The sequence below is a fragment of the Crenobacter sp. CS_VA4 genome, from assembly GCF_055597485.1.
Map to the genome: position 1 here is coordinate 231,289 of NZ_JBVMAE010000003.1, position 13,570 is coordinate 244,858.

General features: G+C 65.2%; 16 protein-coding genes. 3 read left to right on the forward strand and 13 right to left on the reverse strand.

Annotated elements, in window-relative coordinates:
• Nucleotides 1-35 precede the first annotated feature (35 nt).
• Entirely contained in the window at nt 36-395 is a 360-nt protein-coding gene (folB, locus tag ACZ2IA_RS04565; protein ID WP_470291384.1) for a dihydroneopterin aldolase, read from the forward strand.
• 16 nt (nt 396-411) lie between these two features.
• Here folB and ACZ2IA_RS04570 read toward each other — a convergent pair whose 3' ends face one another.
• The 13 genes from ACZ2IA_RS04570 to mutY form a co-directional block, all read right to left on the reverse strand.
• The gene (locus ACZ2IA_RS04570) at nt 412-720 is read right to left on the reverse strand and encodes a hypothetical protein (RefSeq protein WP_470291385.1); all 309 of its coding nucleotides are present in this window, start codon (nt 718-720) and stop codon (nt 412-414) included.
• Nucleotides 721-834: 114 nt separating this feature from the next.
• The gene (locus tag ACZ2IA_RS04575; protein WP_470291386.1) at nt 835-1,206 is read right to left on the reverse strand and encodes a group II truncated hemoglobin; all 372 of its coding nucleotides are present in this window, start codon (nt 1,204-1,206) and stop codon (nt 835-837) included.
• A gap of 110 nt (nt 1,207-1,316) precedes the next feature.
• A complete protein-coding gene (locus ACZ2IA_RS04580; RefSeq protein ID WP_470291387.1) occupies nt 1,317-2,117 on the reverse strand; it encodes a hypothetical protein in 801 nt (266 codons plus the stop codon).
• Nucleotides 2,111-2,446, reverse strand: coding sequence for a hypothetical protein (locus ACZ2IA_RS04585; protein ID WP_470291388.1), 336 nt, complete (start codon nt 2,444-2,446; stop codon nt 2,111-2,113). The genes ACZ2IA_RS04580 and ACZ2IA_RS04585 overlap by 7 nt, the downstream gene beginning before the upstream one ends.
• On the reverse strand, nt 2,367-2,696 hold the full coding sequence (locus ACZ2IA_RS04590) for a hypothetical protein (RefSeq protein ID WP_470291389.1): 330 nt from the start codon (nt 2,694-2,696) through the stop codon (nt 2,367-2,369). Before ACZ2IA_RS04590 ends, ACZ2IA_RS04585 begins: the two co-directional genes overlap by 80 nt.
• A 120-nt stretch (nt 2,697-2,816) precedes the next feature.
• Entirely contained in the window at nt 2,817-4,073 is a 1,257-nt protein-coding gene (locus ACZ2IA_RS04595) for a D-amino acid dehydrogenase (RefSeq protein ID WP_470291390.1), read from the reverse strand.
• 86 nt (nt 4,074-4,159) lie between these two features.
• Nucleotides 4,160-5,011, reverse strand: coding sequence for a CheR family methyltransferase (locus tag ACZ2IA_RS04600; RefSeq protein ID WP_470291391.1), 852 nt, complete (start codon nt 5,009-5,011; stop codon nt 4,160-4,162).
• 64 nt (nt 5,012-5,075) lie between these two features.
• On the reverse strand, nt 5,076-5,426 hold the full coding sequence (gene erpA / locus ACZ2IA_RS04605) for an iron-sulfur cluster insertion protein ErpA (RefSeq protein ID WP_470291392.1): 351 nt from the start codon (nt 5,424-5,426) through the stop codon (nt 5,076-5,078).
• 153 nt (nt 5,427-5,579) lie between these two features.
• Nucleotides 5,580-6,623 (reverse strand): N-acetyl-gamma-glutamyl-phosphate reductase, encoded by a 1,044-nt coding sequence (gene argC / locus ACZ2IA_RS04610; protein WP_470291393.1) that lies wholly within the window; start codon nt 6,621-6,623, stop codon nt 5,580-5,582.
• Between the two features lie 204 nt (nt 6,624-6,827).
• Nucleotides 6,828-7,220: a 30S ribosomal protein S9 gene (gene rpsI, locus ACZ2IA_RS04615; RefSeq protein WP_470291394.1), complete on the reverse strand. Its 393-nt coding sequence runs from the start codon at nt 7,218-7,220 to the stop codon at nt 6,828-6,830.
• Between the two features lie 16 nt (nt 7,221-7,236).
• Nucleotides 7,237-7,665 carry a 50S ribosomal protein L13 gene (gene rplM / locus ACZ2IA_RS04620; protein ID WP_289831178.1) on the reverse strand — a complete coding sequence of 143 codons (429 nt, stop codon included), beginning with the start codon at nt 7,663-7,665 and terminating at the stop codon, nt 7,237-7,239.
• Nucleotides 7,666-8,141: 476 nt separating this feature from the next.
• A complete protein-coding gene (locus tag ACZ2IA_RS04625; protein ID WP_470291395.1) occupies nt 8,142-10,349 on the reverse strand; it encodes a RelA/SpoT family protein in 2,208 nt (735 codons plus the stop codon).
• Nucleotides 10,350-10,441: 92 nt separating this feature from the next.
• Nucleotides 10,442-11,482, reverse strand: coding sequence for an A/G-specific adenine glycosylase (gene mutY, locus ACZ2IA_RS04630; RefSeq protein ID WP_470291396.1), 1,041 nt, complete (start codon nt 11,480-11,482; stop codon nt 10,442-10,444).
• A gap of 105 nt (nt 11,483-11,587) precedes the next feature.
• Here mutY and ACZ2IA_RS04635 point away from each other — a divergent pair, with 105 nt between their 5' ends.
• Complete coding sequence (locus ACZ2IA_RS04635; protein WP_470291397.1) at nt 11,588-12,763, forward strand: THUMP domain-containing class I SAM-dependent RNA methyltransferase; 1,176 nt, start codon at nt 11,588-11,590, stop codon at nt 12,761-12,763.
• A gap of 75 nt (nt 12,764-12,838) precedes the next feature.
• On the forward strand, nt 12,839-13,450 hold the full coding sequence (locus tag ACZ2IA_RS04640; protein ID WP_470291398.1) for a MarC family protein: 612 nt from the start codon (nt 12,839-12,841) through the stop codon (nt 13,448-13,450).
• Nucleotides 13,451-13,570 lie beyond the last annotated feature (120 nt).

The window sequence follows — 13,570 nt, forward strand, 5'->3', positions numbered from 1 at the left end:
TATCGAGCGGCGAAAACCCACTCTGCCGCTGACACATGGACATCATTTTCCTGCGTGAGGTGCGCGTCGACACCATTATCGGCGTGTACGAATGGGAGCGGAAAGCCCCGCAAGCGATCGAACTGGATCTGGAGATCGGCATCCCGAGCGAGACGCCCTGTCATTCGGACAACATCCGCGACACCATCCACTATGGCGTGGTGGTGGACCGGCTGCGCGAACTGTTGGCAGAACAGCACTTCCTGCTGATCGAGGCGTTGGCCGAACATATCGCGAAGATCATCCGCGAGGAATTCGGCGCACCGTGGGTCAAGGTCGGCGTGACCAAGCTGGGCATCCTCCCCGGCGTGAAACGGGTCGGCGTGATCATCGAGCGCGGCCACCGGCCACACTAAACGCGACTGGGTGGCGTCAGTAGAATTTCCACGCGGCTCTCAGCTCGCCCTTGTTTCTGCCGGCCCTGATCGAGAGCTTGCCGCTTTCGCCCAGCTTGAACGACGGCCTCAGATTGAGTCGATTGCCCTGACCGTTGTCGATACTCTCGAGTGCAAACGAGCCGGACTGAAAGACCGTGGATTCTTTCTCGTTGCCAGCAAAAGGCTGCGTCGAATAGCCGTCGGATGGCGAAGAGCAGCTGACGGCCCCGGGCAGACAGCCGCCGGCGGCGAACACTGGCCAGACAAATAACCAGAACAGAATAAAAAGGCACAGTATCTTCACGATTACCTCCCTAGGGGGTAAACGGATGGGCCACCATGCCTTCAGAATGACTCATTCCCGCCGCGGTGCAAGGCCGATTCGGGGTAAAACCGGGTAGTAACGCGCGGTCGCCGACTAGCGGTTACGCATGAAGTCAGCAGTGTTTAAAAAAGCGTCCAATAATTGCTGTTTTAACGCCTCCTCACAGATCAACTCGCTCACGGCCTGCCGCATGCAATGCATCCACTGATCACGCGCCTGCTCGTCCACCGCGAACGGCAGGTGACGCGCCCGCAGACGCGGGTGACCGAAGGTTTCCATATAGAGCGGCGGCCCACCGAGCCAGCCGGACAGGAACATGTAGAGCTTCTCGCGCGAGCCGGCGAGGTCGACCGGGTGCATGTCGCGCAGCGTCTTCATCGCCGGGTCGGCGTTCATGATGTCGTAGAAGCGATCGGTCAGCCAGCGCACCACGCCGGCACCGCCGAGAAGTTGGTAGGGGGTCATCGACTGCATCGTGATTAGGCCAAGCTTGGCAATGAAAAAAACCGGGGCATGATAACAAGCCCCGGTTCCATCGCCTATGCGCCGCCGACCGGCGCGCACTTCGGCCCGGCTTACCAGCCGCCGTTCGCCCGCTGCTGATAACCGGCCAAGCGCGCCGCCAGCTGCTGCTGGCGCTCCGCCGCCGTGACGTAGCGGGTGCCTGCCGGCAGCACGCTTGCCAGGTTCGCGAGCTTCACCACCTGCGACGTAATGGTCGGCCCGCCGTTGACCGGACGGTTGGCCGGCAGGTTCTGCCAGCGCACCATGAGGGTGCCCTCGTGCAGGCCGACGGTGTCGACCCAGTTGGCGACGCCCGGATCCTGCCGCGCCACCACGAAGGTATAGCTGCCGTCGGCGTTGGCCGTCGCCTGCCGGTTGTTCAGGCTCGACTGGTGGCGAATCGGATCGACGGTCACCGACCAGGGGTCGGTCACCGGGAACACGAAGTAACCGGCCCCACCGGTGGTCAGCGTTGCGACCAGGGCCTCGTCGTCGGCCAGCTTGAAGTGGCCGAACGAGCTCGCCTGGCTCACCAGCGTGCCGAGCGTGCTCGAGCTCGTCGGGTTGGGCAGCGTGTTGAGCGGGTTGCTATAGGTCTTGATGCCCAGCGCGCCGACGCCGTAGTCGACGATCGATTCCTGCAGGTTCAGCCACGCTTCGCTCGACACGGTCCAATCGCCCTTCGGCCCGCGGGTCGGCGCCGGGCCGAGCCGCTCGACGCGCAGCGTGTCCGGCGCCTCGCGGTTCCAGTCACCGAGGTTGTTGCGCACGAATAGCTGCCGGGCCTGGGCGTTCGACTGAATATGGTTGACCCGGCCGTTGGCCAGCTGGCTGTCGACGGTGATGGTGTAGCTGCCGTCGGCGTTCACCACCAGGCCTTGCCGGCGAGGATCGCCACCGTCTGCTGCGAATTGGGATTGCTGATCAGCGAGAAGGTCACGTCGGTCGGGCCGCTACCGCGACGCTGGCCGCGGATCACATAGCGCGACGCACCGTCGATAGGGATGGTGCGGTAGATATTGTCCGGGTTGTCGTAGGAGTAGCGTCCGCCCGGCACGTTGACGCCCGGCCAGCCGCGCGGCGGCGCGTCGACCCAGTACACCTTGGGATAGAGCGGGTCGTTATTGACCGCCTTCTGGATCGCGCTGAACGCCAGCTCGTTGATCGCGTTGTCGAGCCGCGCCTCCGCCTCCCGGCTCACCAGGCAGGCCGTGCGCCAGCTTGTAGGCGGCCTTCGCTTCGGCCTTCAGCACCGGGAAGCCGTTGGCCTGGTTCAGCGCCACCGCCCGCGCGTCCAGCGCGCGCTGCTCGTCGCTCGCCAGCGGCGACGGTGTGGCCCAGGCGCTGGCGAGCGGCAACGCCGCGACAAAGGCCGCCAGTACGGCGAGACGCCGCCGGCCTGGCGTAGCCGGACCCACCGCGCCCGAGTTTCTGACTAGAGACTGCTGCATTACCATGCCCTTCGTTTGTTTAAGACAAAGGCATGGTAGTTCGGCGTTTATATAACCAGAAATGATTCGTTTTACTTACTTTATATGAAGATATACTTAGCGCACCATGGCCCGCTCGGCCTAGCGGCCGGTGAACTCGAAGCCGATCTCCGGCGCCCGCCCGGCCATCAGCTCGGCCAGCGCCTTGCCCGAGCCCGGCCCCTCGGTCCAGCCGAGCGTGCCGTGACCGGTATTCAGGAACAGGTTGGCGATGCGCGAGCGGCCGATCAGCGGCACATTGCCCGGCGTGGCGGGCCGCAGACCGGTCCAGAAGCGTGCCGCGTCCCAATCGCAGGCATCGGGGAACAGCGCTCGGGCACGATCGGTCAGCAGCCGGCAACGGCGCGGATTGAGGGTGCTGGAGTAGCCGGCGAGCTCGGCGGTGCCGGCGACGCGTAAGCGGTCGCCGAGTCGCGACATCACGATCTTGCCGGCCTCGTCGGTCAGGCTGACCGTCGGCGCGGCGGCCGGGTCGCACACCGGGATGGTGGCCGAATAGCCCTTGGCCGGATAGACCGGCAGCCGCAGGCCGGCGCTGGCCGCGATCAGCGGGCTGTGGCTGCCGAGCGCCAACACGTAGGCGTCGCCGTGTACGGTAGCGAAGGCGCCGTCCGGGTCGGTCACCGACACGGCGCTGATCCGCCCGCCCGCCGTCTCCAGCGCGTTGATGCGGGTGGCGAAGCGGAACGCCACGCCCAGCGCCGCGGCCTGCTCGGCAAGACCGGTGGTGAAGCGGTGCACATCGCCCGACTGGTCGCTCTCGCAATAGGTCGCGCCGGCAAACTGGCCCGCCACCGGCGCCAACGCCGGCTCCAGCCGCGCCAACTCGGCGCGATCGATCACCCGCTTGTCGATGCCGTAACCGGCCATCAGCTGCGCTATCGCGGCGGCGGCGTCGAGCTCCTGCTGGGTCTCGTATAGGCTGAGGATGCCGCGCTGCAGATGGTCGAAGGCGATCCCAGTGTCAGCGACGATCTCGGCAATCGCCGCTCGGCTGTAGCCGCCGATCGCCAGCATCTGGCGCATATTGTGCTCGGCGCGGTCACGCCGGCATTCCATCAGGAAGCGCAGCCCCCACGCCCACTGCGCCGGGTCGAGGCGCAGCCGAAACAGCAGCGGCGCGTCTTCCTGGAACAGCCAGCGCAGCACCTGGAGCGGCGCCCCCGGCTGCGCCCACGGCTCGGACTGACTGACCGATAGCTGGCCGCCATTGGCGAAGCTGGTCTCGCGTGCCGCACCGGCACCGCGGTCAATCACCGTCACCTCGTGGCCGTCGCGCGCCAGAAACCAGGCGGTCGACACCCCCACAATGCCCGCCCCGAGTACCACCACCTTCATCTGCGTTGTCCCATGAAAACGCGGGCGACATGGGCCCGCGCGATTATTATCGTTATCCGATTCGGCCGGCCGAATCGTGCCAAGCTTCAGCGCGGCTTGGCGTGTTCGTACACCGTCTTGCCGCGCAGCTTGAACAAGTCGGCGGCGAAGTAGACGTTTTCCGAATGGCCGACGAACAGCAGGCCGTCCGGCTTCAACAGCGGTGCGAACTTGCGCAGCACCGCGTACTGCGTTTCCCTGTCGAAGTAGATCATCACGTTGCGGCAGAAGATCGCGTCGAACTGCTGGCGCACCGGCCAGCCCGACTCGACCAGATTCAGCGGCGAGAAACGGATCAGCTGGCGCAGTGCCGGCTTGGCCAGGTACTGGCCGTCCGGCTGACGGTCGAAGTAGCGCGCCGCGTAGCCTTGCGGCAGCTTGGTGATCTTGTCGGCGCCGTACAAGCCCTTTCGGCCAACCTCGAGCACGCTGGTATCGAGGTCGGTCGCCAGCAGCGACATGCTGCTGCGCCCTGGCAGCGCCTCGAGCGCGGTCATCGCGATCGAATACGGCTCCTCGCCGGTCGATGCCGCCGCGCACCACAGGTGGATGTCACCCTTGCCGGCCCGGCCTTTCAGATGCTCGGCCAGGATCGGGAAGTGGTGCTCCTCGCGGAAGAAGAACGTCAGATTGGTGGTCAACGCGTTGACGAACTGCTCGAACTCGCCGCGCCCGGTCGCAGACTCCAGGTAATCGACGTAGGCGGTGAAGCTGGTCAGCTTCAGCGCGCGCAGCCGGCGCACCAGCCGGCCGTAGACCATGTCCTTCTTCGACGGATTGAGCGCGATGCCGGCCTTCTGGTAGATCAGCCGGCGGATGCGTTCGAAGTCCGCCTCGGAGAACACGAACTCACGGGTAAACTCGAAACTCGGCAGCGTAATCGGCGGAATTTTATTCATGCAGGCGTCCGGTCAGCGCAAAAAAACCCGGGCGCTGTCGCCCGGGCTTGTCGGAGTCTGGCCGTTACGCCGAGAACGAGGACCCGCAGCCGCAGGTGGTGGTCGCGTTCGGGTTCTTGATCACGAACTGCGAGCCCTCCAGGCTTTCCTGGTAGTCGATTTCCGCGCCGACCAGGTACTGGTAGCTCATCGGATCGACCAGGAAGGTCACGCCGTCACGCTCGATCGGCGTGTCGTCGTCGTTGGCGATTTCGTCGAAGGTGAAGCCGTACTGGAAGCCCGAACAGCCACCACCGGTAACGAACACACGCAGTTTCAGGTCCGGATTGCCTTCTTCGGCAATCAGGTCGCGCACCTTGGCGCAGGCGCTGTCGGTGAAGTTGATCGGGGACGGCATTTCGGTCGCTGTAGTCATTTGGCTTGCCTCAAACTGGAAACATGGTGCCGCGGGGTACACGGCAAAACACCTCACTATTTTAGTCGGGAATGGGGGCGGCTGGCGAGCCTTCAAGCCCCCTCTATCATTTCGACGGCCAATTGCGCAACAGGTTCCGCCTCGAAGCGCCGCTTACGGCAGCAGCGGCACCACCTTCAGGCCGGCGTCCTCGGCTTGGCCGAACATCAGATTCATCACCTGTACCGCCTGGCCGGACGCCCCCTTCACCAGGTTATCCTCGACCACCAGGATCACCAGCAGGTCGCCGTTGCCAGGCCGATGCACCGCGATCCGTGCCGTGTTCGAGCCGCGCACGCTGCGGGTTTCCGGGCAGCTGCCGGCCGGCAGCACATCGACGAAGCGCTCGGCGGCGTAACGCTCTTCGAACAGCGCCTGGAAGTCGGTGTCGCGCCCTTCCGGGGTGATGCGCGCGTAGATGGTCGAGTGGATGCCGCGGATCATCGGCGTCAGGTGCGGCACGAAGGTCAGCTTGACCGGTGCGCCGTGGATCGCCGACAAGCCCTGCTCGATTTCCGGGCCGTGGCGATGGCCCTTCACACCGTAGGCCTTGAAGTTGTCGCCCGCTTCGGCGAACAGCGTACCGACCTCGGCCTTGCGCCCGGCGCCCGACACGCCCGACTTGCAGTCGGCGATCAGCGTCTGGGTGTCGATCAGCCGCTTGCCGCCCTCCAGCAGCGGCAACAGGCCCAGCTGCACCGAGGTCGGGTAACAGCCGGCCATGCCGATCAGCCGCGCCTGCTGGATCGCGGCACGGTTCACCTCGGGCAGGCCATACACCGCTTCGGCCAACAGGTCGGTACAGCAGTGCTCCATCGCGTACCAGCGCTGAAACTCGGCCGGATCCTTCAGCCGGAAGTCGGCGGCCAGATCGATCACCTTCACGCCGGCGGCGAGCAACTCGCGCGCCTGCGCCATCGCCACGCCGTGCGGGGTGGCAAAGAACACCACGTCGCAGTCGGTCAGCTTGGCGTCTTCAGGCGTCGAGAACGCCACGTCGACGTAGCCGCGCAGGCTCGGGAACATCTCGGCGACCGGCATGCCGGCTTCCTTACGCGAGGTAACCGCGATGACGCGCGCGCCCGGGTGCCCCGCCAGCAAGCGCAACAGTTCCACCCCGGTGTAACCGGTGCCGCCGACGATGCCTACCTTGATCATGACCTTCCCCAACCGTAAAAAAATGTCGCAAAGACGACATGTTAAGACTCGACCGGGTGCACCGCAACAATGAAACGTACCAACGGCGCCCAACTCGCTTCGACGAGCTGGCGGCCACCATCCTCGGCCCGGTGGAACCCGCGCCAAACAGGCAAGAAAAAAGCCGCCCGAGGGCGGCTTTTTTGGACCAGCAGGTTCCAGCGATTAACGCTTCGAGAACTGCTTGGCGCGGCGTGCTTTGCGCAGGCCGACTTTTTTACGCTCGACTTCACGGGCATCGCGGGTAACGAAGCCTGCGGTCGACAGAGCCGGCTTCAGCTCGGCGCTGAAGTCGATCAGTGCACGGGTGATGCCGTGACGGATCGCGCCGGCTTGGCCGGTCTCACCGCCGCCCAGAACGTTGACTTTGATGTCGAACGATTCGAGGTGTTCGGTCAGCGCCAGCGGCTGGCGGATCACCATGCGGCCGGTTTCGCGAGCAAAGTATTCGTCAACCGGCTTGCCGTTGACGATGATTTGGCCGCTGCCCTTTTGCATGAACACACGAGCTACCGAGCTCTTGCGACGGCCGGTGCCGTAGTAGTATTTACCGTTCATCGTGTTGCCTCAGAAATCAGATTTCCAGCGCTTTTGGCTGCTGGGCGGCGTGCGGGTGTTCGCCACCGGCGTACACCTTCAGCTTCTTGATCATCGCGTAGCCCAGCGGGCCTTTCGGGAGCATGCCTTTTACGGCCTTCTCCAGAACGCGTTCCGGGAACTGGTTCTGCAGTTCGGTGAAGGTGCGCTGGTAGATACCGCCCGGGTAGCCGGTGTGGCGGTAGTACACTTTGTCCTGTGCCTTGGCACCGGTCACGCGCAGTTTGTCGACGTTGATCACGACGATGTAATCGCCGGTGTCAACGTGCGGGGTAAATTCCGGCTTGTGCTTGCCGCGCAGACGACGGGCGACTTCAGCAGCGACACGGCCGAGAACCTTGTCGGTTGCATCGACCACGAACCACTCGCGCTTAACCTCATGCGGCTTGGCAGAAAAGGTCTTCATGGAACTCTTCCATCGTAATTCTTGAAAGTTCCGGATTCTATTACAGGGGGTTGACCGTGTCAAACCACTGGGAAAGAAAGGAAAATTACGGGCGCCGGACGGGTGCAAATGAGACAAAAAAAGAGCGCAATCAGGGTCGATTGCGCTGAATTCCACCTTAGTTTAGAAGGAGGATGGAGGAGACAACACCAAAACGCGAGCTGTGCCTTCAACGTCCTGATGCACTACGGATTATCCGCACGGCTTTCCCGATTTGCAAGATTTTTTGTGCAGCGCAGTATAAACACCCGTCAACAGAGCGCTTCCGGACACACCTCACCCCGCCCGAGGCTGCAACGACAACCGACTCCAAGCAGGATGACGGGAATGGCTTTAGCCAACATGTCATGATGCAGCGCAATGTCGGCACGTCAAAACGGCTGCCGGCAGACCCGGCTGCGGCAGCCGCTTCAACCATTGCGCTAGGGGTCGGGCGCTCAGACGCGGTGCGCTTCCTGCACGCCGGGCACGTCGAGAATCTGGTTGATCACCCGGTTCAGATCGAGCACGTTGCGCACCTCGACGGTGAAGCGCATATGCGCGCGCTGGTCGCGGCTCAGCGTGTTGAACGCCACCACGTTGAGCTTGGCGCGCGACAGCGCATCGGAGATGTCGCGCAACAAGCCGGGGCGGTCGCGCGCACTCACCTCGATGTCGATCGGGAACACGCTGTTCTTCTGCTCGCCCCAGTCGGCGGCGATCAGCCGCTCCGGCACGCTGGCCGACAGTCGCTTCAGCGTGGTGCAGTTGGCGCGGTGGATCGAGATGCCACGCCCCTTGGTGACGAAGCCGACCACCGCGTCCGGCGGCGCTGGCTTGCAGCACTTGGCGAGCACCGTCATCAGGTTGTCGACGCCCTCGATCAGGATACCGCCGGCGTCGTGGCCGCCCTTGCTGCGCTTGACCAGGTCTTCCGGCGCGACGTCGGCCGGCGGCGGCGGCGCCAGGCTGACGATTGCCTTGGCGACCGCGCGCAGCGACAGCTCGCCGTGGCCGAGCGCGCTATAGAGCTCGTCCGGCTTGGCGAAGCCGAGCGATTCGGCCAACGCTTGCAGATTGGGCTGGACGCTGGGGTGACGTGCCAGCTCGCGCTCGAACAGCTGGCGGCCGGTCTCGCGCACCACGTCGGCGTTCTGCAGCCGGATGTACTGGCGCACCTTGGAGATCGCGCGGGGACTCTTCACCCAGCCGTCGTGCAGCCAGTTGACCGACGGCCCGCCCTCCTTGGCCGCCAGGATCTCGACCCGCTGGCCGTTCTCCAGTGGCGTGGACAGCGGCACGATCTGACCGTTGACCTTGGCGCCGCGGCAGCGGTGGCCCAGATCGGTGTGGATCGCATAGGCGAAGTCGATCGCGGTGGCGCCGACCGGCAGCGCCATCACCCGGCCCTGCGGGGTCAGCACGTAGATGGTGTCGGAGAACAGTTCGGTCTTGAACGCGTCGGCCAGGCCCTCGCGGTTGGCGTCGGATAGCTCCTCGCGCCAATCGAGCAATTGGCGCAGCCAGGAGATCTTCTCCTCGTAGGCGGCGTCGCCCTTGCCGCCTTCCTTGTAGCGCCAGTGCGCGGCGACGCCGAATTCGGCGTGCTCGTGCATCTCGAAGGTGCGGATCTGCACCTCGATCACCCGCTCTTCCGGGCCGACCACGGCGGTGTGCAGAGAACGGTAGTCGTTGGCCTTAGGGTGCGAGATATAGTCGTCGAACTCGCCCGGGATCGGCTGCCAGATACTGTGGATCAGGCCGAGCACGGTGTAGCAGTCTGGCAGCTTCTCGACCAGGATGCGCACCGCGCGGATGTCGTAAAGTTCGGAGAAATCGAGCTTCTTCTTCCGCATCTTCTTCCAGATGCTGAAGATGTGCTTCGGCCGACCGGCGACCTCGCCCTTGACGCCGGCGCGCGCCAGCTCGCCACGCAGCGTCTCGAGCACCCGAGCGATGTAGCCGATCCGCTCCAACCGCCGCTCGTCCAAGAGCTTGGCGATCTTCTTGTAGTTGTCCGGATCGAGGTGGCGGAACGACAGATCCTCGAGCTCCCACTTGATCTGCCAGACGCCGAGGCGGTTGGCGAGCGGAGCGAAGATGTCCATCGTCTCCTGCGCGATGCGGCGCCGCACCGGCTCGTCGCACTCGGTCAGGTAGTGCATGGTCTGGGTGCGCCAGGCGAGCTTGATCAGCACCACGCGGATGTCGGCGACCATCGCCAGCAGCATCTTGCGCATCGTCTCGGCCTGGCGGGCACGCTCTTCCGGGGTGTCGAGCTTGTCGATCCGGGCGAACTCGGTCAGCCGCTTCACCCGACCGACGCCGTCGACCAGCATCGCGACGGTCTTGTTGAAGTTCTGACTCAGCCAGTCTTGCCAGTCGTCGCGGTAGTCGGGCACGCCGAACAGCAGCGTCGCGGCGATCGCGTCGGGCAGCAGATTCAGGTCGGCGACGATCGCCGCGGCCGACACCGAGTGCGCGAACAGGTTCTCGCCGGTAACCGGCAGCGTGTCGTCGCCGTACAGGTCCTGCGCGACGCTGAACGCGCGCGCCAACAGCGCCCGGTCGCTGTCGGGCAGCGTGGCGGACAGTTTGGCGAGCCAGCGTTGCGGCTCGGCGGCGTCGGCGAGGGTATCGGCGACGGTTCTGACTACGGAGACCATACGGCGTTATGCTCTATTTCAGGCGGGCGTGCCCGCGTTTTTGCGTGGAGTCTGCGCTATCAATGGGGGCGATCACCGGCCAGACAAGTCATCTAGGCCAGCCGCTGCAGCAGCCGTTTCACCGGCGCCGGCAGGCCGGCGTCGAGCGCGGCGTCGAGCGCCCACCACTGCCCACCGCCCTCGCGGGCGACCGTGCCACGCAGACCACTCAGCCGCGCCGGCTGCGGGGTGATGATCAGCCGGTAATGGCTGAACACGTGCTCCAGCTCCGGCCAGGTCGGCAGCAATTCGCCGTCGCCCTGTTCGGCCAACCACGCCTCGGCGGCGGCGCTGTCGGCGAACTCCGGCAGCGACAGCAGCCCGCCCCAGATGCCGGTCGGCGGGCGGCGCTCCAGCCAGACCTTGTCGTCGTGGAGCGCGATCAGCATCAGCGTGTCGCGGGTCGGCGTGGCCTTCTTCGGCTTCTTGGTCGGCAGCTCACTGGTTAGGCCGTCGCGGGCGGCGACGCAGCTGTCGACCATCGGGCAGACGGTACAGGCGGGCTTCGAGCGGGTGCAGAGCGTGGCGCCGAGGTCCATCAAGCCCTGGGTGTACACCGGCATCGCGGCCGCATCGGCCGGCAGCAGGCTTTCGGCCAGGTCCCACAAGCGGTTTTCCACCTTCTTCTCGCCGGGGAAACCGGCTATGCCGTACACCCGGGTCAGCACCCGTTTGACGTTGCCGTCGAGAATGGCCTCGCGTTGGCCGAAGGCGAAGCTGGCGATCGCCGCGGCGGTCGAGCGGCCGATGCCGGGCAAGGTTTCGATGTCCTCGCGACGGGACGGGAACACGCCGCCGAATTCGCTCATCACCTGCTGTGCCGCCTTGTGCAGATTGCGTGCCCGGGTGTAGTAGCCCAGGCCGCTCCACAAGGCCAGCACGTCGTCCTGCGGCGCGGCGGCGAGGCTCGCCACGTCGGGGAAGTGCGTGAGGAAGCGCGCGTAGTAGCCGAGCACGGTCGACACCTGGGTCTGCTGCAGCATGATTTCCGACAGCCAGATCCGGTACGGGTCGCTGACCTGCCACGGCAGGTCGTGGCGGCCGTGGCCCTGCTGCCAGGCGATCAGGCGTTCGGCAAAACGTAATTCGGGCATGACGGAATCTATTATCGCGGGGGTCAGTCGAACCGGACATGGTAGCGCAAAGCCGACAGGGGGGAAATCCGCTAAAATGGCGGGATTGTTCATAAGGAGTGTCCCTTGACTCAGCTTGCCCTGTTCGCCCCCTGCCCACGCGGTCTGGAATCCGTGCTCGCCGATGAACTGGCCGCGCTCGGTGCCGAGCGCATCGAGCCGATCGACGGCGGGGTGGGCTTTACCGGCGACACCCGGCTGATGCTGCGCGCCAACCTGGAATGCCGTACCGCCAGCCGCGTGCTGCTCAAAGTGACCGAGGGCCGCTACCGCTACGAGAAGGACGTGTACGCGCTGGCCAAGCACGTCGACTGGTCACAGTACTTCACCGTGTCGAACACCATCAAGGTCAAGACCGATGGCATCGGCTCCAAGGTGAAGAGCCTCGACTTCGTGTCGCTGACCGTCAAGGACGCGGTCTGCGACGTGTTCCGCGCCGCCTGCGGCGATCGCCCGAGCGTCGACACCCGCTTCCCGGACGTGCGCCTGCAGGTGTTCCTGTCGCCAGAGCTGGCGACGATCTACCTCGACACCAGCGGCGAGCCGCTGTTCAAGCGCGGCTGGCGCGACGATACCGGCGAGGCACCGATCCGCGAGAACCTGGCCGCCGGCATCCTGCTGCTCGCCGGTTACGACGGCAGCCAGCCGCTGCTCGACCCGATGTGCGGCAGCGGCACCTTCCTAGTCGAGGCGGCCGACATCGCACTGAACCGCGCGCCGGGCCGCCGCCGCGAGTTCGCCTTCGAGCGCTTCGCCGACTTCGACGCCCGGCTGTGGGACGAGGTGAAGCAGGCCGCCAGGTCGGCCGAGAAGCCGCTCGGCGATGCGCCGCTGCCCATCGTCGGCCGTGACCGCTCGCGCCAGATGATCGAGACCGCGCACCGCAACCTCAAAAGCGCCGGCCTCGGCGGCGCGATCACCCTCGGCTGCGGCGACGTGCTCGACGCTAAGCCGCACGCCGAGTCGGGCCTGATCGTCACCAACCCGCCGTACGGGGTGCGTCTGGACGAGCAAGACGCGCTCGCCGCGCTGTATCCGGAGCTCGGCCACTGGCTCAAAAAATTCTTCTCCGGCTGGACCGCCTTCTTCTTCACCGGCGACCTGCGCCTGGCCAAATTGATCCGCCTGAGCCCGAAGCGCCGCACCCTGCTCTACAACGGCGCGCTCGAATGCCGGCTGTTCATGATCCCGCTGGTCGCCGGCTCCAACCGTCGCGAGAAAAGCGACACCGCCGATCAGTAATGCCCACGCGGCCGCCTGCACGGCGGCCTGCGTGGCATCATCGCGCCCTTACCCCTAACCACCCGAGCCGGCCGCATGGAAACCTCCTTCCTTTCCGCCACCATCCTGCTGATCCTGATCACCGACCCGCTCGGCAATATTCCGCTGTTCATCGCGGCGCTGAAGCAGGTGAAGCCGGAGCGGCGCCGCAAGGTGGTGCTGCGCGAATGCCTGATCGCCTTCGTAGTGCTGCTGCTGTTCCTGTTCTTCGGCAAGTCCTTCCTCGAGGTGATGCACCTCACCGACGAGAGCCTGCGCATCGCCGGCGGCGTAATCCTGTTCCTGATTGCGATCCGGATGATCTTCCCGTCCGAGGGCGCCAGCCTGTTCTCCGGCAAGCTCGGCCAGGAACCGTTCATCGTGCCGATCGCGATCCCGCTGATCGCCGGCCCGTCGGCGATGGCGACGGTGCTACTGCTGTCGACCCGCGAACCGGCGCGGATGTTCGAGTGGGTCGGCGCACTGACGATCACGATGGCGGTGACCACCGTAGTGTTCCTGTTTGCCGGCCGCCTCAACCGCCTGCTCGGCGAGCAGGTGATCTCGGCGCTCGAGCGGCTGATGGGCCTGGTGCTGACCGCGATCTCGATCGAGATGCTGATGGGCGGCATCGCCTCGTACATCCACCACGTCGGCAACGCCGGCTGAGACGCCACAACCGATCGTGCCCCAGACCCGGCTAGGCCGGGTTTTTTATTGCCATCCGTTATATCAAACAAATAATAGCGACCGGCCGAGCTCAGCGTTATACTCGATTCGATATAACAC